15 protein-coding genes are annotated in these 21,192 nt (G+C 37.6%); 11 read left to right on the top strand and 4 right to left on the bottom strand.

Going from position 1 to position 21,192, the window contains the following annotated elements; genetic code table 11:
* Nucleotides 1-403: 403 nt before the first annotated feature.
* From GO621_RS07795 to GO621_RS07755, 10 genes are all read left to right on the top strand, one after another.
* On the top strand, nt 404-4,600 hold the full coding sequence (locus GO621_RS07795; protein WP_157565768.1) for a hybrid sensor histidine kinase/response regulator transcription factor: 4,197 nt from the start codon (nt 404-406) through the stop codon (nt 4,598-4,600).
* A 319-nt stretch (nt 4,601-4,919) separates the two neighbouring features.
* Nucleotides 4,920-5,210 carry a hypothetical protein gene (locus GO621_RS07790; protein ID WP_157565766.1) on the top strand — a complete coding sequence of 97 codons (291 nt, stop codon included), beginning with the start codon at nt 4,920-4,922 and terminating at the stop codon, nt 5,208-5,210.
* A 166-nt stretch (nt 5,211-5,376) separates the two neighbouring features.
* A complete protein-coding gene (locus GO621_RS07785) occupies nt 5,377-7,611 on the top strand; it encodes a polysaccharide biosynthesis tyrosine autokinase (RefSeq protein WP_157565764.1) in 2,235 nt (744 codons plus the stop codon).
* A gap of 279 nt (nt 7,612-7,890) precedes the next feature.
* A complete protein-coding gene (locus GO621_RS07780; RefSeq protein WP_157565763.1) occupies nt 7,891-10,215 on the top strand; it encodes a S9 family peptidase in 2,325 nt (774 codons plus the stop codon).
* A 504-nt stretch (nt 10,216-10,719) separates the two neighbouring features.
* Nucleotides 10,720-11,973 (top strand): glycosyl hydrolase family 8, encoded by a 1,254-nt coding sequence (locus GO621_RS07775; protein ID WP_232335611.1) that lies wholly within the window; start codon nt 10,720-10,722, stop codon nt 11,971-11,973.
* 273 nt (nt 11,974-12,246) lie between these two features.
* Nucleotides 12,247-12,381 carry a hypothetical protein gene (locus tag GO621_RS19205; protein WP_262884987.1) on the top strand — a complete coding sequence of 45 codons (135 nt, stop codon included), beginning with the start codon at nt 12,247-12,249 and terminating at the stop codon, nt 12,379-12,381.
* Complete coding sequence (locus tag GO621_RS07770; RefSeq protein ID WP_157565760.1) at nt 12,382-12,705, top strand: hypothetical protein; 324 nt, start codon at nt 12,382-12,384, stop codon at nt 12,703-12,705. It abuts the gene before it with no gap.
* A 221-nt stretch (nt 12,706-12,926) separates the two neighbouring features.
* Entirely contained in the window at nt 12,927-14,276 is a 1,350-nt protein-coding gene (locus GO621_RS07765; RefSeq protein ID WP_157565758.1) for an MBL fold metallo-hydrolase, read from the top strand.
* Between the two features lie 149 nt (nt 14,277-14,425).
* The gene (locus tag GO621_RS07760) at nt 14,426-15,583 is read left to right on the top strand and encodes a zinc-dependent alcohol dehydrogenase (RefSeq protein WP_157565756.1); all 1,158 of its coding nucleotides are present in this window, start codon (nt 14,426-14,428) and stop codon (nt 15,581-15,583) included.
* Nucleotides 15,584-15,738: 155 nt separating this feature from the next.
* A complete protein-coding gene (locus GO621_RS07755; protein ID WP_157565754.1) occupies nt 15,739-16,128 on the top strand; it encodes a DUF2784 domain-containing protein in 390 nt (129 codons plus the stop codon).
* 262 nt (nt 16,129-16,390) lie between these two features.
* Here the strand turns inward: GO621_RS07755 and GO621_RS07750 are convergent, their stop codons facing one another.
* From GO621_RS07750 to GO621_RS07740, 3 genes are all read right to left on the bottom strand, one after another.
* Nucleotides 16,391-17,191: an SDR family NAD(P)-dependent oxidoreductase gene (locus tag GO621_RS07750; protein ID WP_157565752.1), complete on the bottom strand. Its 801-nt coding sequence runs from the start codon at nt 17,189-17,191 to the stop codon at nt 16,391-16,393.
* A gap of 30 nt (nt 17,192-17,221) precedes the next feature.
* Nucleotides 17,222-17,593: an SPW repeat domain-containing protein gene (locus GO621_RS07745; RefSeq protein ID WP_157565750.1), complete on the bottom strand. Its 372-nt coding sequence runs from the start codon at nt 17,591-17,593 to the stop codon at nt 17,222-17,224.
* 221 nt (nt 17,594-17,814) lie between these two features.
* Nucleotides 17,815-19,116 carry an asparagine synthetase B gene (locus tag GO621_RS07740; protein WP_232335610.1) on the bottom strand — a complete coding sequence of 434 codons (1,302 nt, stop codon included), beginning with the start codon at nt 19,114-19,116 and terminating at the stop codon, nt 17,815-17,817.
* Nucleotides 19,117-19,332: 216 nt separating this feature from the next.
* Here GO621_RS07740 and GO621_RS07735 point away from each other — a divergent pair, with 216 nt between their 5' ends.
* Nucleotides 19,333-19,653: an RNA polymerase sigma factor gene (locus GO621_RS07735; RefSeq protein ID WP_157565748.1), complete on the top strand. Its 321-nt coding sequence runs from the start codon at nt 19,333-19,335 to the stop codon at nt 19,651-19,653.
* A 94-nt stretch (nt 19,654-19,747) separates the two neighbouring features.
* On the opposite strand, the gene GO621_RS07730 is transcribed toward GO621_RS07735, so the two are convergent.
* A complete protein-coding gene (locus GO621_RS07730; protein ID WP_157566083.1) occupies nt 19,748-21,070 on the bottom strand; it encodes a paraquat-inducible protein A in 1,323 nt (440 codons plus the stop codon).
* Nucleotides 21,071-21,192: the final 122 nt, after the last annotated feature.

The raw sequence follows: 21,192 nt of genomic DNA, 5'->3' as shown, positions 1-21,192 counted from the left end.
TCCTTCCTGGGTGAATCAGTTTTTAAACATTGATTTTCATCAACCTTAAACTGTTGCCCAATTCACACAGACAAATCAAGGGTAATTTTAAAATAATGATTAGTCTGTTTGTTCCTAATTTTGGTTCAAATGGTTATATATTCTCAAAAACTATGTTCAAAAATACTTTTTATCGTAAAACCCATCTGTTGCATTTGTAGATGGTATATGCCAATGCTTCTTTTACCGGCAAAAAAAGCAGCCAAATTATTTATGATGTTGTACATTTACATCAAAGAATTTGCCTGCTAAAAGAAGCATGGCATAATTCATTATAAACTAATAAAACAGTTCTAAACTTACTGTAATTTGTTTTTTACCAATTATTTTATAAACCGGCTTTTATCAAGCGATGTATTAAAGCATGTTAAATACTGTTCGTACAGCTCAACTCATTAATGCCTTGCAAAGGATTTTTATTTCTCTGATAACTTTTCTTGCACTTGCAATTTATCCTGCCCATGCCCAGAAACTAAACCTGAAATTCAAACACTTAACCAGTACCCAGGGACTCTCCAACAATACGGTTGAAACCATTTATCAGGATAAAAGAGGTTTTTTATGGTTTGGTACGAGGGACGGTTTAAACAAGTACGATGGCAATAAAATCCGGGTATTTAAAAATAATGTTAGAGATCCAACCAGCATCAGTGATAACTATATCAACTGTATTGCTGAAGATTTGCGTGGTAATTTATGGATCGGGACCATCAATGGGTTAAATAAATTTAATCCTTATACCAACACTTTTACCCGGTACAAGCATAGTCCTTTCAATAACAATACAGTTTCTGCAAACGATATTACTTGTATTTATAGTGATAAAAACAGCAATTTATGGATTGGTACAGAAAGCGGCGGATTAAACCTTTTTGATGCGAAGCATACCGTTTTCAAGCACTTTCATCATCAGAAAAACAGGATTGAAAGTTTACCCAGCCAACAAGTAAACTGTTTGTTTGAAGATAGTAAACAACGTTTTTGGATTGGGACTGATAAAGGGTTAAGCCTTTTTAACAGAAATACTGGTTCATTTTCTTCTACGTTTGATTTAAATGGAAACCCAAGCACACAAATTAATTATGCGATTTTAAAAATCCAGGAAGATAAAAATGGAAATATCTGGCTGGGTACTTTTAATGACGGATTGATTACGTTTAATTTAAATACACATAATTATCAGCAGTTCCGACATAGCAACAGCGATATTTTTAGCCTGAGCACTAACCAGATCAGAAGTTTATTGGCTGATCAAAAAGGAAATATCTGGGCTGGCGGCATTAACGGGAGCCTTGATTTATATAAACCGGAAAGTAACAATTTTGAACATTCACAGAATGAGTTAGGCAATCCGCTTAGTTTATCTCAAAAAACCCTTTCGGCTATTTTTAAAGATAACCAAAATAATTTATGGGTAGGAACGCATCGTGGCGGCATCAATTTTTATGCTCCTTTGGCCGATAAATTTCAATTGTATCAGCAGCAGCCCAATGCCAATAGTTTAAGCTATAATGATGTTAAAGCCTTTTATGAAGATGATAAAAACAGGATATGGATTGGTACAGACGGTGGTGGTTTAAATCTGTTTAATGCTTCAAACCATACTTTTCAGCATTTCAGGTACAACGTTTATGGCCCGGAAAGTATTAGTTCTGATGCGGTTTTAAGTATTAACGAAGACCGGTATAAAAACTTTTGGATTGGGACCTGGGGCGGTGGTTTAAATTTAATGAACAGGGATAAATACACTTTTACCCATTACGTTAATAACCCGAATGATAAAAACTCGATCAGTTCTAATTTTGTACAATCTACTTTACAAGATAGCGAAGGAAATTTCTGGATTGCAACTTATTATGGCGGCTTAAATCTTTTCAACTACAAAACACATCAATTTAAACGCATCAGCAGTGATTTTGAGCAGAAAACCAGTCTTTACGGAAACAACATCATTACTTTAAATGAAGATAAAGACAAAAATTTATGGATAGGAACGGATGATGGCGGATTGAACTGCTATAACCTGATCAAGAAAAAATTTAGCCATTATTTTTTAAACAGTGAAAGGACACCAGATATCAGGGTAATTTTTACGGATAGCAAAGGAAGGGTTTGGGTTGGGCAGACAGGCTTATTTTTGTTCGATAAAAGAAGCAACAGGTTCAATTTATTTACAGAAGAAGCTGGACTTTCCAGTGAGTTTATCAAAGGGATTACGGAAGATGAAACAGGAAATTTATGGATATCAAGTTCTAACGGACTAACGAAACTAAACCCTGAAAACAAGTCTTTCAAAAAATACAATGTGGCAGACGGCTTGCAGGAATTAGAATTTGAAGCAGGCGCTTATATGAAAACCGGGAACGGGGAAATGTATTTTGGCGGCATTAATGGCTTTAATAAATTTTATCCGAAAGATATTAAGCGGAACCAACAAGTTGCAACAGTTTACCTTACTAACTTTCAGCTGTTTAATCAAACTGTTATTCCCGGACAAAAAGATGCTCCTTTACAGCAGGATATTAGTCTTACGCATCAAATTTCTCTTAATTATAAGCAAAACACCCTTTCTTTTGAATTTGCCACCTTAAATTATACAGCTCCCGAAAACAATAATTATACCTATAAGTTAGAAGGGTTCGATCAATCCTGGCATAATCCTACTACAGAAACCAAAGCCAGTTATACCAACCTCAATCCAGGGCATTACAAATTCTATGTAAAAGCAGCAAACAATGATGGTGTCTGGAACCCTGATATCGCTTATATTAATATTGATATTTTGCCTCCTTTTTGGGCTACCTGGTGGTTCCGGTCTTTAATTATATTATCCGGTTTGACAGTGGTTTATTTTTCGCTTCGCTTTAAAAAGAACCTTGACCTGCAAAAGATCGAAGAAAACAAAAGGGACGAAATCCATCAGATGCAATTACTGTTTTTTACTAATATTTCTCATGAATTCCGCACACCGCTCAGTTTGATTTTAGGCCCTTTAGAAAAAATTAGGGAAGAAGATACCAAACAAATCTTCAAACAACATTATGAAACCATACACCGAAATGCCAACAGGCTGCTTTTGCTGATTAATGAACTGATGGATTTTAGAAAAGCAGAATCAGGCGCACTCAAACTCGGTGTAGTGCAAGGCAACCTTGATTTATTTATTTCTGAAATTACTTATGATTTTAAGGATCTTAGTTTGCAGAAACAAATTGATTTTCAAATTATCATCCGGCACAATTTTGCGGAAGCCTGGTTTGACCGGCAAATTCTGGAAAAAATAATCCTGAACCTGATTGATAATGCTTTTAAATACACGCCTGTTGGTGGAAAAATAACAGTTGAACTGTATGCAGATGCAGTAAATTTCAATTCAAGCCATCCTAATAAAATTATTATTAATAACAATTACAGGCCGCAAAAGGCTGCTTTTATCCGGGTTTCCGATAATGGTATAGGGATATCAAAAGATTCTGTCAACCATTTATTTGAGCGGTATTATCGCATCACAGATGCTCATTTAGGTTCTGGTGTTGGCCTGGCTTTTGTAAAAAGCCTGACTTTAATCCATAAAGGAAGCCTTTCTGTTTTTAGTGAAAGGGAAAAAGGTTCTGATTTTATTATTTGTGTACCGGTTGATCAAAGTGATTATCTGGCACAGGAACGATGGGTTCCAAATTCCGCCATCATCAGTACCCGACTGGAAAGTATTACAGCGCCTTATCACCAGAGTGATTACCATGATTTACCTGAACAGGAAAATTTGTTCACGGGAATTTCCAATCATTCCGTTAAACAAAAAATCCTGATTGTGGAAGATAATCATGAACTCAGGGCCTTTTTAAAAAACACTTTAAGGGAATTTTATGAAGTGATTGAAGCTGCCGACGGATTGAAAGGATTAAGTAAAGCAAAAGAATATTTACCAGACTTAATTATTAGCGATGTAATGATGCCCGGAATAAATGGCATCGATTTATGTAAAAAAATCAAAAGCGAATTTTATACCAGTCATATCCCGTTTATTATTTTATCGGCAAAAGATGCAATCGAATCTAAAATTGAAGGCGCCAGTTCGGGCGCTGATCTTTTTTTCCCTAAACCTGTAAGTATAAACCTGCTCCTAATATCCATTAACAATATTTTAGAACAACGAAAAGTATTGCAGGAAAGCTACCTTAAAAAATATTTTAACCAAACTGCAGAAGCAGCAGATGTAAATAAGGACAAAATATTTTTAGAACAATTTAATCAATTAATTGAGCAGGAACTGAGTAATGCAGATTTAGATGTGGAACATATTTGCCGGGAAATGGGAATGAGCAAAACCAAATTATACCATATTGTTAAAAAGGTTTCCGGACAGTCTATCGGTGAATACGTCAGAACATTTCGACTTAAAAAAGCAGCTTACATCATTGCCCACGAAGATGTTTTGCTAAACGATGTAATGTACCGTGTAGGCATTCAAACACAATCCTATTTTACCAAAGCCTTTAAAAAAGAATTTGGTAAAACACCTTCACAGTTTTTAAATGATCTGCAAGCAGATAAATCATAATTATGGCCCAAAGTATATCTATGCATAGTGTAGTTACAAAGCCATTTTAAGCAAGGAAAAAATGTAATTATTTTGAGGCCTTTATAGCTAAATAACCCTACTTCTTTTATCCTGAAATTTAGTATTTCTATCTTGTTTTTTTATTAAGGAGAAGCGTAAATGCCCTCTTTAATGATAAAAGGGCACAAAAAATAATTTTAATATGATTTAAAACAGCTTTAAATCTGCCTTGTTCATAATTTCGTATTTTCCTAAAAAGAAATTCAGTTTTTCTATATTTAAATTAAATTTGAATATAGTTCTCCCTAACCAGTTATTTATGAAAACCAAAGCATTTATTACAGTAATTGCAGCCTGTTTGCTGTTTTTAGGCGGGATTAAAGCAATTAATGTTTTTACATCAAAAAAAGCCCGCAATACCGATAAGAGTGTACTGATAGCAGAAATTACCCGTAATTTAGGATACAATTTTTCAAAAGCTTCTATTCTGCCTGCTTATTATAGTAACTTAAACAAACTGGCCAATTTGCCTATCGCTGTCAGCAAAACAGTCGTAGGCCTCCAAAAAAACCGTAGGGCCGAGATCAAGCTGAAAGAATTGAGCAAATAGTTTTTTTGATATGGGCAGCATTATTGGTAATGCTTCTTTTACGCCTGTATTTTTTGCTGCTATACAAAAACACAGGGGCTTCCTGTTTTTTAGGTGATAAAAGAAGTATACAAAATAGCATATACAGAATAAAATTAACAGGCTCTAACTGATTAATTATTTATTAATGAACTTATTAGTTGTAAATAGAAAAGTCTATAAAGATGGTGGCTGGAGTTTCGGCAACAGTCTGGTATTTAGGTATTTGGCTTACTGGCCTTTGTTTTTGTGTTTAACTTTTCTGGCGTTAGCAGGCTCGTGGGCTTATCTTAATTTTACGGATCCGGTTTGTAATATCCGTACAAAAATTTTAATAAAAGGTGGAGGAAATGGGCTTGAAGATGGTAATGCCTTAAATTCACTTGGATCGGCAATGCTAAAGGAAAATATTGCTAATGAGATACAGGCATCCCAAACCCAAAAATTATTGAACACTGTAGTAAAAAACCTTAATTTATATGCCCCTGTTTTCCTGGAAGAAGGGTTTAAAGGTGTATCCGCTTATCAAAATTCCCCAATAATAATTGTTGCTGATAACAACAACATCAAAGAAACGGGTAAGGTCTATTTTACAGTTGATAAAAACAGTATTCATCTGGATAAATTTACTTATCCGTTAAATAAATTGGTCAGCACACCGTACGGCAAACTGGAGTTTAAAAAAAACGTACATTTTGAAAGGCAAACGGATAATAAGTTTTACTTTAAATTGCTTGCACCAGAAAAAGTAGCGTCTTCTATAGCTTCAAAACTGATGGTTACAGCTGATAAGCAAATACCTGGCTTTGTTGCTGTTAACTATACAGATGAAGTTTCTTTACGTGGCGAAGACATTGTAAATGAATTTATAAAAGCATTTAACCAGGTAATTATTGATAAACAAAACAAGCTTACAAGCAACACTGCAAAAGTAATTGATGAGCATATTGCATCTGTAGAAAACGACCTGCTTTCTATTGAAAACAAACTCCTTTATGCCAGGTTACCCGAAGGAACAACTCCTGTTGGCGGTAAGGAAAAAAAGGTTTTGGAAAACGTTAATACCAATAATGGTAAGGCCAATCAGATCAACGCAAAAATTAATGTTCTAAACCGGGTCCGGAGTGATGCAGAAACCAAAGATTTATCAGGATTAACCATCCCCTTAACTGTTAAATTGGCTATGCCGGATTTAACGCAAATGGCAGTCAAAATAAAACATTTGCAAACAGAAGCAGAACGCGTAAAAAAAACGGGTGGAGAAAGTAGCCCCATTTACGTTGCCTGCCAAAGCAACATAGAAAAAATCAGGTTCCAGCTATTGAAAAGGCTTCATGGACAAATAAGTGTTTTACAGGCAGACAGAAATAACCTGCTGCAAAAAAATAACTCGTACTTGTCGGCGTTAGTTACAGGGCTGGAAAAACCGCAGCAATTACTTTCTATCCAAAAGGAGCAGGCAGTAAAAAAACAGGAGTATGTTTTTCTTCTAAAACAAAAAGAAGAGATAGCGGTGGCTTCTGTTGCTAATGCAACCGACAGTAAAATTATTGAAAGTGTGAAATCTTATCCGGTTAACCATAATCAGCAACTTATTTATCTAAGTGCTGTTTTTACCGCATTAATTACCGGATTTGGCGTAGTTACAAAAAAAGAGACTTTAAGAAGCAGGGTTATGTTTCAAAAAGATATTGAACAGGTAACAAAGCTGCCTGTTATTGGCGGGATTGCAGCTGAAAAAACTATAAAAGGTTTATGGTTAAGAAACAACAAAAAAGCGCTGATAACGGGCCAGTTTAGAAAGTTGAGGGCTTCACTTAATTACCTGATCATGGACACGAGGCAAAAGCGCATATTGGTTACTTCGGCAGTTGCAGGTGAAGGTAAAAGCTTTGTAGCACAACACCTTGCTTTAAGTCAGGCACAAACCGGAAAAAAAGTAGCTTTGTTAAGCATAGCTTTTAAACAGCCGGTTGCAGCAAGTACAATGCCGGATGGTTTAGACAGATTTGAAGTTATGGCATATTTACCAGGAACTACAGGTAATGAAAAGATAATTTGGCCGGTTACCATAGAGAAAAGCAATTTTTTAATAGCTGACGGAGAGCTTCCGGAAAATTCTTCGGGATTATTAAAGGATATAAAAATAGCTGAATTATTAAATTACCTGGACGAACAATTTGATTGTACCATTATTGATACGGCAACATCTGATACTATTGCCGATGCTTATGCCTTATCGGCCCTGTGTGATGCAACACTTTACATTATACGGCAAGGCCACACGCCAAAGGCGTTGATTAAAGGCTTGGATAAAGAAAAATTATACAACGCGGCAATTGTATTTAACGGCCTCAATGGTATAAATATCAGCAGTAATTAAGGATTACGCATGCTTCTTTTATCAACCCAAAAACAGAAGTACTGCCTTTGTTTTTTCCTGTTATTAAAAAAGCAAAACTGAAAAATACAGGCATAAAAGAAGCATTGTAAATAAGCTTCAATAACTTCTTTTATATTGATCAACGGGTATTTATAATATTCCTATTTAGTTTACTCCTGATAATGACAATTTGTGCTGATTTTAATAAAATAGAGTAGTAAGTGAACTTTTACGTTGGTTTGCTCTATATTGCTTGTCAATTTGTTTATTATATCAACAATGCACAAACTTCTGTTAACAGCCATTCCTTTTGCATTCGCATTAACCCTGCATGCCCAGCAACCTAACGTTTTAACTGCAAAAGATTACGAACATGCCGAAAGTTTTCTGGCCTACAATACCGAACAATACATTGATTACGGTAATGTTCGCCCTAATTGGTTGCAGGCCGACCGTTTTTGGTACCGTGTTTTAACTCCTCAGGGAAGTGAATTTATATTAGTTGATCCCGCCAAAAAAACACGTAATGCTGCTTTTAACCAACAAAAATTAGCAACGGCACTTTCTGCGGCAACTGGTAAAACCTATCAGGCTTCGATGTTGCCTTTTCAAACTTTTAGTTTTTCTGCTGATGACAAGTTTATCATTTTTCAGGCTGATGGCAAGCAGTGGAAATCTGATTTGCAGACTTATCAAATTACTCCGGATACATCCAGGATTGTAACAACCGTTGCAGGGACAGGCAGGCGTCAGGGAAGAAGTAGTAACGAAGTTTTATCTCCTGATGGTAAACGTGCAGCTTTTATTAAGGATTATAATTTATGGGTTCGTGATGTTAAAACCAATCAACAAACCCAATTGACTACTGATGGTATTAAAAATTTTGGTTACGCCACTGATAATGCCGGCTGGACACATAGCGATAGCCCGATTTTACTTTGGTCGCCGGATTCTAAAAAGATTGCTACCAATAAGCAGGACGAGCGCAATGTAAGCGATATGTATTTGGTTACTACCAATGTGGGCAAGCCAACTTTAAAAGCATGGAAGTATCCGTTACCGGGCGACACGGAAATTGCTACCATTCAGCGTGTTATTATTAATGTTGATGTTCCTAAAGTAATTATGTTGCAGGTTCCGCCCGACCCGCACCGATCTACTTTTCAGGATGATATTTCTATGGAGGACCTGAACTGGAGCGAAGATGCTTCTCATCTGGCTTTTATTTCTACTTCCCGCGATCATAAACAGGAAAAAGTCAGGATTGCTGATGCAGCAACAGGAGCTGTGCGCGAAGTTTTTGAAGAAACAGTTCCTACACAATACGAATCGGGCTGGGGAAGCGCCAACTGGAAATATCTTCCAAAAAGTAACGAGATCATCTGGTTTTCAGAACGGGATAATTGGGGCCATCTTTATTTATATAATGCCTCAACCGGAAAACTAAAAAACCAGATTACCAAAGGCAATTGGGTAGTAACAAAACTACTTAAAGTAGATGAAAAAAACCGGGAACTATATTTTATGACTGATGGAAGAGAAAGCAAAAATCCTTATTTCAGTCAGTTATGTAAAATTGATTTTGATGGAAAACATTTAACTGTGCTCACGCCGGAAGAAGGAAACCATCAAATTTCTTTATCTCCTTCAAACAATTATTTTATTGATAGTTATTCTCAGCCTGATGTTCCGCCGGTTACACTTTTACGTGATTTGAAAGGAAAACTCATTGTTAATTTAGAAAAAACTGGTGTTTCCAGGCTTGTTGCAACTGGCTGGAAAGCACCAACCCTAATCACGGTTAAAGCCAATGATGGCAAAACAGATTTGTATGGACTGATGTTTACGCCATCAAAATTAGATGCACAAAAGAAGTATCCGGTTATCGATTATATCTATCCCGGTCCGCAAGGTGGCAGTGTAGGTAGTTGGTCTTTCGCAGCTTCCCGAGGAGATAACCAAGCACTTGCCGAATTAGGGTTTGTTGTGGTAGAAATTGAAGGAACAAGCAATCCGTTGCGTTCCAAAAGCTTTCACGATATGAGTTATGGCAACATGTCGGAAAACACACTTCCAGATCAAATTACCGGCATCCAGCAATTGGCGCAAAAGTATGCTTATATTGATCTAAACCGTGTTGGGATCTGGGGACATTCGGGCGGAGGTTTTGCAACTGCAGCCGCTATGTTCCGTTATCCTGATTTTTTTAAAGTTGGTATTTCGGAATCTGGCAACCATGACAACCGAAATTACGAGGATGACTGGGGCGAACGTTACGACGGATTAGTTGCTAATTCTGATTATGCAGCGCATGCAAACGAGGACATCGCCAAAAACCTAAAAGGAAAGCTGATGCTTGCCCATGGTTTAATGGATGATAACGTTCCTCCGCAAAACACTTTATTGGTTGTAGAAGCATTGGAAAAAGCTAACAAAGATTATGATTTAGTGGTTTTTCCAAATAGCCCTCATGGTTACGGCAATTTTTCTCCTTACATGATGCGCCGCCGTTGGGATTATTTTGTGAGGAATTTATTAGGTGCAGAACCACCCAAAGAATACCAGTTAAAAATGAAACCAGATCCGCGGAATGCTATACAGTAAGTGCAGTGTTTTTTCTTCTGAGAAAAAGTGAGTTAAATTTTTTCTCAGAGGAAGCTTCATTGATGCATGCTTCTTTTATGCCGATAAAATTTGCACAATTATTATAAACAGTAGCAGAAATAGAAAAAGTATAGGTTGTTCAATTTGCAGAATCCCTTTTAAAAGGGAACCGTAAGAGCGCGAAGAGATAAATTTTAAAATTTCGATGCAAAATCCTTACTTCTCGTTATTAGCTACTGCATGGCGTTAAAGGATAAACTGATTTATCAGTATCTTGGTCAGCCTAAACTTGTCTGCAAAAACTATATGCTTCTTTTATCGGGTAAAAATGATTGTCGCTGTTCTTAACAATAAGCCGAGATTTTTATGCGATAAAAGAAGCATGTAAAATATTGTTATGTAGATTTACAATTCCTTTTTACCTAAATCATTTTAATCCGGATAATGAAAAACAGCGTTGCATATACCTGCAAAAATTTTCGATTTTGTAGTTTACTTTTGTTGTTGCTGCAGTTTCCAGCGGCAAAAGCCCAAACCGTAAAAAATCCTGCCAAATTAAACGATGGTTCCGGCGCTTATGCAACCGGGAAATACCGAAACTTGTTTAAAGAACAGGGGCACAGCGAACAGGAAATCTCTGCAAAAATTGATGCTGCTTTTAACCAGCTTTTTCATGGCGATACCGCTACCCAGGCCGTGTATTTTGCAGCAGGAAAAAACGAAAACGGGCCATTAGCTTATGTAAGCGATGTGCCGCATCATGATATCAGAACGGAAGGAATGTCGTACGGGATGATGATTGCGGTACAACTCAACAAAAAAGCAGAGTTTGATGCCATCTGGAATTATGCGCTCAGCAAAATGTATATCAGTTCGCCGGCCCATCCTTCAGAAGGTTATTTTTCCTGGTCGTTGAAACGTAATGGCGAGGCTAATGAAGAAACGCCGGCACCAGACGGAGAAGAATATTTTGTGATGTCGCTTTACTTTGCATCTGGCAAATGGGGAAACGGCAAGGGCATTTATAATTACCATGCCTGGGCTGATAAAATTTTAACTGCTATTCGTCATCATCCTTATAAATCCGGGATGACTAAATTTGGCGTCCGCAATATTTCTGCAATGGTAAACGAAGAGCATAAAATGATCCGTTTTGTACCGGGAATTGACCGCGGCGATTTTACCGATCCATCTTATCATCTTCCTGCTTTTTATGAACTTTGGGCAAGATTTGGGCCGGAAGCCGACAGAAGTTTCTGGGCAGCAGCAGCAGATACCAGCCGTAATTTCTTCCAGAAAGCTGCTAACCCTACAACTGGTTTATCTTCTGATTATGCCAACTTTGACGGAACGCCACGCGAACGCTCATTCAATAAAAATTCTGTTAATTTCTCTTTTGATTCCTGGCGCACGGCAAGTAATTGGTCTGTTGACTGGAACTGGTGGCATAAAGACCCGCGCGAACAAACTTTAAGCAACAAGGTGCAGGCTTTTTTTGCTTCCAAAGGCTTAGGGCAGTACGGCGATCAGTTTACTTTAAATGGCGAAACGCTGGAAACACGCCATGCCAATGGCTTAATTGCAACAAATGCTGTAGCCAGTCTTGCTGCAACCAAGCCGCTTGCAAAAGATTTTGTAAATGAATTATGGAAAGCACCCATTCCGCAGGAGTTGGTAGAACGCTATTACGATGGCTTACTCTATATTATGAGTTTTTTGCATTGCAGCGGCCGCTACCATATTTATCCGCCAAAATAATAATGCCTTTTAAAAGAAAGATTGTACTGTTAATCTGTTTAAAATACTTACCTTTAAGCAAAGCTCAGGTGGTTTCCTATTTATCATTTTTAAATTAAACGTTTCGGCCTTTAAAACCTGTTTAAGATTTATTTATATTCATCATTTTTTAAATAATTTTATTCGATAATATCTGTTTCTTATAAAAGAACAACAATCATTACAACAATAAAATACTACAAAAAAACAAAGCTTATTAATTAACAAATTGTAAAACCAATAAAAATTAAAGCAATGAGTAAAGATAAAGGCAGTAAAGACACCAAGAAAGCGCCAAGTACAGAGTCTAAAAAAGCGCCTTCAGATTATCAATCGGGTAAAAAATCGGTATCCAAGGCTGATAATGCACCTGTTAAAAAAAGTAAATAAATGATGATCAACCAAACAGTAGAAGTACAAGCTAAAGTTTATGTGTACGATTTAAATAATTGTGCAAAAGAATTTGGCTTTAAGCCTGATGAATCCTGGGAATTAAATTTAGCAACCAACGAAGAAAAGCTGGCCATCGAAAAGGATTATTACCCAACCATTTCGGCTAAAGTATTACCAGAAATTTTATCAGAATTGTTTGGTCTTGTAAAAGCAAAGTTAAGCCTGGCAAAAACCCACACCGAAAACAAATCAGACGTAAAAGCAGTATCAGAAAGCCCGTTAAATTATTTAATTGCTTTTAACCCTAAAAGGTTGCGTTAATTAATTCCGGCTGCTCCGGGTATTGTTTAAGTTTTATTTGGTATGCTTCTTTTAGCACACAAATTATTGTGTGCTAAAAGAAGCATTTTCTTTTTAAAGAAATTACTAAAAGCCATTATTGCCCTTAGCTTCTTATTTTAAATGGGCGGTGCGGGGCAGAATAGGTTCATTCTTGCTGATAAATTTACTTCTTCCTGAAGAACGGTTGTACATTTGCAGGTATGGTTATAGAACAGTTTGAAGATAAAAGCCTTTCGCACTACGCTTACGCTATTGTTAGCAAACAGGAAATGGTATTGATTGACCCGGCAAGGAACATCAAACCTTACCTCGATTTTGCAGCAAAGCATCAGGCAAAAATTATAGCGGTTATTGAAACCCATCCGCATGCAGATTTTGTAAGCGGGCATCTCGAACTGCATCAAAAACTCGGCACAACTATTTATTGTTCTGCTTTAACCGGCGCAACTTATCCGCATCAAAGTTTTGATGAGGATGATGTTTTAACATTTGGAAATATCAAATTAAAAGCAATTAACACGCCGGGGCATTCTCCGGATTCCATTAGTATTTTGCTGGAACAGAACGGAAAACAACATGCTGTTTTTACCGGCGATGCTTTGTTTATTGGCGATTGCGGCCGTCCGGACCTCCGCGAAACTGTTGGCAATTTAACTGCTCAACGGGAAGAATTAGCTTTGCAGATGTATCATTCGTTAAGGCAAAAGTTAATGGTTTTGGATGATAAAACGCTGGTTTATCCTGCGCATGGCGCAGGTACACTTTGCGGAAAAGCATTGAGTGAAGCCAATAGCAGTACAATCGGTCAGGAAAAAATCAGTAACTGGGCTTTGCAGGAAATGCCGGAAGCTGAATTTGTAAAAGAGTTAATTGCCGGCCAGCCTTTTGTGCCGAAATATTTTGCTGCTGCGGTAGAACTGAACAAAAAAGGTGCAGAAAACCTGGAAACAGCTTTAGCAAAAATTAAGCCCGGCACAGAAATTTTATCGGTAAAAGAAGCATCAAGGTTAGATCAATCTATCGTTTTGGTTGATACACGGCCGGATACAAAATTTAAAGCCGGACATCTGCCTAATTCAATCAACTTAATGGCAAGCGGTAAGTTTGAAACCTGGCTGGGAAGTATTGTTGCACCGGGAGAAGCATTTTATCTGGCTGCGGAAGACGAACAAGCCTTAAAACAAATGATTAACGCAACAGCAAAAATTGGATACGAAAGCAACATCAAAGAAGCATTTGTTTTGAAAGCCGGAAACATACAGTTGGAAAAGCTGAATGAGGACGCGTTTACAAATAACAAATCAGCTTATACTATTATTGATGTCCGCAATCCGGGCGAAGTAGAAGAGAATCCTGTTTTTGAAACTGCTATCCAAATTCCGCTGCACGAATTAAGGGAAAGGGCAGGCGAAATCTCCGCAGAAAAACCAATTGTAGTACATTGTGCTGCCGGTTATCGAAGTGCCGCCGGAAGCAGTATTTTAGAAAGCGCATTTGCTGGCCGTGCCAAAGTATTTGATTTTGGTGATGGGATTGCAGCGCTTTTATAAATTAGGTTTGATGCTTCTTTTATGGCATAAAAAATGGAGGCGCCAAAACGCTTTGCTTTTCATCCTAAACAAATTATTTGCGTGTTGAAACTTTTGTTTCTGCCAAACTGTTCCCTGCTTATCATTAATCATTAAAACCAAATATTTTTATGAAAGCAGCAGTTTTTCACAAACCGGGCGACATTAGTTATGATACCGTTGAAGACCCGCGCCTTGAAAATCCGGGTGATGTTATTTTAAAAGTTACTTCTACCGCTATTTGTGGTTCCGATTTGCATATTCTGGATGGCGGGATTCCGCAGGCAGAAGATATGATTATGGGTCATGAGTTTATGGGAATTGTAGAAGAAGTTGGCGTGAACGTAAAGAATTTGAAGAAGGGGGATCGTGTTGTCGTGCCTTTTCCAATTGCTTGCGGCCATTGTTTCTTCTGTCAGCATGGCGCTTCTCCGCATTGCGAAAACTCTAATTATGAGCATTACGGCCCGGACGGCGATTTGTTAGACCAAAAAGGTGCTGCCTTGTTTGGTTATACAGATTTGTATGGCGGTTATTCTGGCGGGCAGGCAGAATATGTACGTGTTCCTTATGCTGATATTAGTCCGCGTAAAGTTCCGGATAACATGACGGACGAGCAAGTGCTGTTTTTAACAGATATTTTTCCAACAGGCTGGTCTGCAATAGACTGGGCACAGTTAAAAGGCGGAGAAGTTGTAGCTATTTTTGGTTCTGGCCCTGTTGGTTTGATGGCACAAAAAGCAGCCTGGATTATGGGCGCAAGCCGGGTAATAGCAATCGATCCGTTAGAATATCGTTTAAAAAGGGCAAGAGATGTGAACAAGGTAGAAACCTTAAACCCGCACGAAGTAGATGTAGTCGAAGCGATCCGGCAGATGACAGGCGGCCGCGGCGCGGATGTTTGTGTTGATGCCGTAGGTTTTGAAGCCGAACGTTCTTTTATGGAAAAAGTAAAAGCAACCGTTAATTTTGAAAAAGGGACCGTAAAAGTAATGGAGCTATGTTTCCGTGCTGTACGCCGCAGCGGAACAGTTACCGTGGTTGGTGTTTATGGTACGCCATACGATAATTTTCCGGTTCATCGGATGTTTGATAAAGGCATCACTATTAAACAAGGGCAAGCGCCGGTTTTAAATTATATCGATCATTTAATAGAACTGGTTACAACAGAAAAAGTAGTTTTAAACGATATAATTTCGCATACTTTACCTTTAAGCGATGTTTCCCATGCTTATGATATTTTTAAAAATAAAGAAGATGATTGTGTGAAAGTGGTTTTGAAGCCATAAACTTAAATTATCATACTTTTTCAATAAAAAACCCTGGGCTTAATCCAAGCTCAGGGTTTTTTGTTTGATAAAAGAAGTATGCAGGAAGTTAGGTTTGATATTAATGTTGAACAGAAATTGTAATTTCAGCTTTAAAATTAGGATAAAAAGCATTAATGAACCTCCAGACGCAGGATTTTTTATTTACCATACTGCATTTAGTTATTATCGGCTTTAATCTTTTCGGTTGGATCTGGAAACCAACGCGGAAGCTGCATTTTATTTTCATCCTGTTAACAGCAGCATCCTGGTTTGTTTTAGGTATTTGGTTTGGAATAGGTTATTGCCCGATAACCGACTGGCAATGGCAGGTCAAGGAAAAGTTAGGCGAACACAATCTTCCCAATTCTTTTATTAAGTATTATGCCGATCAGATCAGCGGTAAAGCTATCGATGCTTCTTTTATCGATACTTTAACTGCATTGTGTTTTTTTCTGGCAGCTATGCTTTCTGTTTACGTCAACTTCTTCAAAAAAAAGGATTATAAGGTTGCGAAAGAGTTATAGTTAGCTAAATAATCAGCCTTAATTTATTGCACCAAAGATGAAGGGTGGTTTTTTAGTTCTCACTAAAAAAACAAATATTTCCTTGATAAACGAAGTATTTGCTTTGGCAACAAATAATATTGATCTGGAAGTTATCCAAACAGGATTAGCACTTATCCATCAAATGGTACAGAATATAAAAAAGCAATAAACCCTCTGCAATAATTCAACAAAAAACCCTGAGCTTTTTAAGTTCAGGGTTTTTTGTTGATAAAAGAAGCATTTATTTTTCTGATTTATCAACCGGTTCCTGCTGTTTTTTCATCATATCAGCAACCAAATGATCCGGGGTGACACTGGTCATACCAACCATTGCTTTGTTTTTAAAACCAGATATAACCATATCATCGCCAGACATTAAAGCTTCATAACCATCTTTAGCTACATCTGCAGCGTTAGACATTCCTCCTTCTTGTACAATTTTAGAATCCTGCATTTCTGCTTTGTTAAAGAAATCTGTTTCTGTTGCGCCGGGAAGCAAGGCAGTAATCGTAACGCCTGAACCTTTGTTTTCGGAACGGATTGCTTCTGTAAATGATTGTATAAAAGCTTTTGTTCCGTGATAAACAGATTGGTAAGGCCCGGGCGTTTTGCCGGCGATAGAAGAAAGGTTCAATATTTTTCCATCTTTACGGGCCAGCATTTCTGGCAAATAGCATTTTATCAAGGAAATAGTAGCACCGATATTTAGTTGGATAATATCAAGTTCGCGGTTAATATCGGTTTCAGAAAATAAACCATACTGGCCTTGTCCCGCATCGTTTACCAAAACATCAATCTGGATACCTTTTGCTTTTACTTCATCATAAACTTCGGCAGGTGCTTCGCGTTTAAACAAATCTTTTGCAATGGTAATTACTTCTACACCTTGTTGTTTAAGTTCGGTTGCTGTTTTGCTTAATTCAGCTTCGTTACGGGCAACAATAACTAAATTGTACTGGTCTTTTGCAAATAACTTAGCCAGTTCGTACCCTATGCCGCTGGTTCCGCCTGTTATCAGCGCATATTTTTGATTAGTTGACATAATGATTTAGTTTTAATAGGTGTTAAAAAATCAGGATTTATAAACTAAAATTTCTTTAGGTTCGGTAAGCAAACCGGCAACTATGCCGGCTGCGCCCATTGCTAAAAACGTATTGCATGCTTTAGTGTTTTTAGAAAATCCAAAAAGCCAGGGCGCAGCTAAAGAAAACGCGCCCATAGCAACATCAATTGCTAAATGGGTTTTAAAGGGAATAATTTTAAATAAGCCCCATTCTGCTTTGGTTAATAAATCAGATACTAAAGCGCTTCCTGCTTGTATCCGGCATAAAAGTTTAGCTGTTTGTTCTTCCTCAAAGCCAAATAATTCTGGCGCAAGTGCCGTTACCGGAATGTAGCCCGCCTCTATAAAACCATGTCCTTTTCTTGAAATAAATCTTTCCATTGTTTAACTAATTGCTTAAAATATTAACTTCCGCTAAAGGAGATAGTTTTGTTAAAATTCTATTTTCTCTGTAAGGCTAAACTTTAGGTTGATAAAAGAAGCATGGTTTAATGCTTCTTTTATCAACCTTTTGATCTGCCTTGTATCCGGTTTTTCTTCCGGGCTTGCTGGCTAAAGTTAGTGCAACTATTTAGGTTTTATTTGGCAAGATGCAATTGCCATCAGGTTTTCTGTTTCTTTTTTCTCGCTGCCGGAAAAAGTACATTATTCAGGATTAAACGGTAACCGGGCGAGTTTGGGTGCAAAGCCAAATCAGTAGGAGGTTCGTTAGGGCTGTGCTGATAATCTTCCGGATCATGGCCGCCATAAAACGTCCATTGTCCTTTTCCATATTCTCCGTGAATGTAACGGGCTTCGTTAGCCGATTTCATTTCGCCCATAATCAAAACATTGGGTTTAAGTTTACTTTTGTCGAATGCAGTAGCCAGTCCTTTAAACCCTTTAATTACCCGGTCGTGGTCTTGGGTAAGCATGCTGGGCACGACATCCCATTTTGCCGAAAAATCAAACAAAGTAAAAAAATCGTTTGACTGTTCTACACGGCGTGTATTGGAAACATCAATATCGCTAAACGAGCGCGAACGGGGGTTTGTATTTACTGTAAAATTCTGAAAAGCAAAAGTCTGGCTAAAATCAAGTTTCGACTGCGCATTAGGATCAGCAGGGTCTCCGTCATAAATGGTTTCACAAATATCTGTTTTAGCTGCAGCAAGCGCAATATCAAAACTATCCGCACCAGAACACATGGCAAATAGAAATCCGCCATTGGCACAAAAATCACGGATATGCTGGGCAACTGCCAGTTTCATTTTTGATACTTTTTCAAACCCCAGCTTATGCGCCATTGCTTCCTGCACGCTTTTGCTTTCCGCGTTTAGTTCCTGGTTTTCGCTGCTAAAACGGCTAGTTCCGTACATACCGCCACGGCCCATTCCACCCATCATTCTACTGTATTGACCGGTAAAATCTTCATGGTGCAGGTGCAGCCAATCGTATTTATACAAATCGCCTTTTAATACTTCTTCATCGTATAAATAATCAAAAGGGATTTCGGCGTATTTTAATACCAATGCAACCGCATCTTCCAGCGGGCCTTTATCTTTTGGCGAGTAAATAGCTATTTTAGGCGCTTTTTCCAGTTTTACCACATCCATATTTACAGAAGGATCATTAATTTCGGTAATGATTTTGCTTACTTGTGCGTCTGCTATAACTTCAAAACTAACCCCTCTTACATGGCATTCGTTTTCAAGCTTTTTATCGTACTTGCTCATAAAGCTGCCGCCGCGATAATTGAGCAGCCAGTCAACTTCTTCGCCGTTTTTCAATACCCAAAAAGCAATGCCGTACGATTTTAAATGATTTTTTTGCGTTTCGTCCATCGGAATAAGGATCGAAGCCGCTTTGCCAAACAACGGCAAAAGCATAAAAGTGAAGGCAAAAAGGCATTTTAGATGCTTCATTGATCAAATATAATAAACAATACAGGAAGCCTTTTTGCTTAAAACGGAAATAATTTTTATTGAGAAGTATTTAATTCTTGATGCTTTTAATTGTACGATAAAAGAAGCATGCTTCTTTTATCGACTATTTTTTGAGTTCCTGCCACATCATTTTATTTTAAAGTAAATTCAACTGTTATCCGTCATGCTAAAAAAGGGAAATCGGGCAGCAATTAAATGGCAAACTCTTCAGGGAAAAATATTGTAAAAACGGTTAAAGACTACGGGAAAGGCTTGTTTAGCTTTATTCGTGGCAAAGTTAAAACAGAAGAGGATGCCGAAGATATTTTGCAGGATGTTTGGTATCAGTTAAGCAATGCGGTTGATGTTGATGAAATCGGCCAGATGAGCGGCTGGCTGTTTAAAGTTGCTAAGAATAAAATTATCGACCTTTATCGTAAAAAAACACCCGAATCTCTTGACGATTTAAGTTTTGAAAATGATGAAGGCGAATTAATTTTTAACGAGATTTTATTAGCAGATGATAACGACCCGTAAACCGTATATTTAAAAGAACTTGTTTGGATTTGCAAAGGGTTTTAAGATTTTAAGCCGATAAAAGAAGCATTACAATTTATACTTCTTTTACCACCTAAATTTCACTTTGTTCTTCGTCGTGTTTCCCTTTTTCTTCGGCAGGCAAAACCACTCTTTTTAAAATTTCAGACATAATCAAACTATAAATCACAAAAGATAAAAAGATAACAAAGCCAGGCTGTAACGAGGTGTTGTTAGTGGTAACGGTAGATAGATAACTGTTTTTGATGTTCAATTCAGCAAGCTGACTGTCTAAAATACCATTGAAAGCCAGATAAGTCATCATAATGGCTACAACCATTACATCGGCCATGCTCCATTTGCCAGAATCAAAAGCGAAATAATGGATAAAACTACCGCGCATCCATTTTTTATGGCCAAGCGAATAAATTAAGGCCGAACTTAGTTTACTAACCGGGAAAAGAATACTGAAACAAAAAATAAGTGCGCCAACGGCAATAGATTCTAAGTGCGTTGTTTTAAGCAACACCATTACGACTTCCAAAATACCTTTGCTTTGGAAAAATAAAATCTGGTTTTTAAACACCATGTTTTGGCCAAGCAAACTAAAGTCGAGCGTTTGTATTCGTGCTTCCACGTTAATCATCGTGGTGCTTACGCCAACCACAAGCAACAGTATCGCTGCAAAAATGGAAAGCACAAACAAGGTTTTATGCAGTGCAACCTGTTTCTTTAAAAACAGCCAGATAATCAGGAAAAGCAAGGCGCCACCGAGCATTGCATAAGCGTAAATGCCGGTTTGGTGATTAATATCGGTTAACATCGCAGTTGTTTTCTTATCAAAACTATCATCATCTTTAACGTGGTATTTGCTAAACATTTTTACCCGAACCATCCGTTCGGCAGTGATGGAACTATCAAAAGTGGTTTGTTCCAGTTGCTTGACTTTGCTGTTAACCACTCTTTTTAACCTTCTTTTGCTCGATGGTTTATTTACTTGTTTGATGATTTCGCGGGCAAAGCCGGGTACCTGCGCCCGAAGTTCTTTTTCATTTACAAAAATCTTAACGGCCGCCTTTTTCAGCTTGCCCATTAACGTTTTTTGCGGACGGTTTATAATGGCGATGGCTTTGGTAATCAAACCATTCATAATCTGCTCTACTTCTTTTTGCAGGTCTTTTTGCTGACTCGGTGTGAAGTTGAAGCCTTGTATTTGTTTATTAATAATTACGGCAACCTTATCTTTCCACTGATTTACCGAAAGCAAGCCAAAAGTGATGCTGTTAATGGTAGCAAAATCCTCTTTAATCTGTTTTTGCTGGTTAGATAAGGTGTAAACCTGGTTGCCGCAATAAGCCATTGCACCAAGAATAGCCAGTAACGGAATAATTAATAGGATTTTGTATTTGTTGAGCATCACTCTAAACGTTTAAACGGTTATACTTGGCTTTGAACGAAAAATGATGCTGGAATGTTTTTAGGGTTTAGTTTAATTACTGGGTATCATCTTAGCTTTTAACTAGTTGTCAGAGCTTTAAT

The sequence above is a fragment of the Mucilaginibacter arboris genome (genome assembly GCF_009754915.1).
Classification (GTDB): domain Bacteria; phylum Bacteroidota; class Bacteroidia; order Sphingobacteriales; family Sphingobacteriaceae; genus Mucilaginibacter_A; species Mucilaginibacter_A arboris.
Note: the sequence above shows the minus strand (reverse complement) of the source record. Positions and strands in the feature narration are given on the sequence as shown.

Excerpts from the sequence above, each read along its gene's own strand:
- GO621_RS07795 (WP_157565768.1), top strand. The coding sequence starts at position 404 with ATGTTAAATACTGTTCGTACAGCTCAACTCATTAATGCCTTGCAAAGG.
- GO621_RS07790 (WP_157565766.1), top strand. The coding sequence starts at position 4,920 with ATGAAAACCAAAGCATTTATTACAGTAATTGCAGCCTGTTTGCTGTTT.
- GO621_RS07785 (WP_157565764.1), top strand. The coding sequence starts at position 5,377 with ATGAACTTATTAGTTGTAAATAGAAAAGTCTATAAAGATGGTGGCTGG.
- GO621_RS07780 (WP_157565763.1), top strand. The coding sequence starts at position 7,891 with ATGCACAAACTTCTGTTAACAGCCATTCCTTTTGCATTCGCATTAACC.
- GO621_RS19205 (WP_262884987.1), top strand. The coding sequence starts at position 12,247 with ATGAGTAAAGATAAAGGCAGTAAAGACACCAAGAAAGCGCCAAGTACA.
- GO621_RS07770 (WP_157565760.1), top strand. The coding sequence starts at position 12,382 with ATGATGATCAACCAAACAGTAGAAGTACAAGCTAAAGTTTATGTGTAC.
- GO621_RS07765 (WP_157565758.1), top strand. The coding sequence starts at position 12,927 with ATGGTTATAGAACAGTTTGAAGATAAAAGCCTTTCGCACTACGCTTAC.
- GO621_RS07760 (WP_157565756.1), top strand. The coding sequence starts at position 14,426 with ATGAAAGCAGCAGTTTTTCACAAACCGGGCGACATTAGTTATGATACC.
- GO621_RS07755 (WP_157565754.1), top strand. The coding sequence starts at position 15,739 with ATGAACCTCCAGACGCAGGATTTTTTATTTACCATACTGCATTTAGTT.
- GO621_RS07750 (WP_157565752.1), bottom strand. The coding sequence starts at position 17,191 with ATGTCAACTAATCAAAAATATGCGCTGATAACAGGCGGAACCAGCGGC.
- GO621_RS07745 (WP_157565750.1), bottom strand. The coding sequence starts at position 17,593 with ATGGAAAGATTTATTTCAAGAAAAGGACATGGTTTTATAGAGGCGGGC.
- GO621_RS07740 (WP_232335610.1), bottom strand. The coding sequence starts at position 19,116 with ATGAAGCATCTAAAATGCCTTTTTGCCTTCACTTTTATGCTTTTGCCG.
- GO621_RS07735 (WP_157565748.1), top strand. The coding sequence starts at position 19,333 with ATGGCAAACTCTTCAGGGAAAAATATTGTAAAAACGGTTAAAGACTAC.
- GO621_RS07730 (WP_157566083.1), bottom strand. The coding sequence starts at position 21,070 with ATGCTCAACAAATACAAAATCCTATTAATTATTCCGTTACTGGCTATT.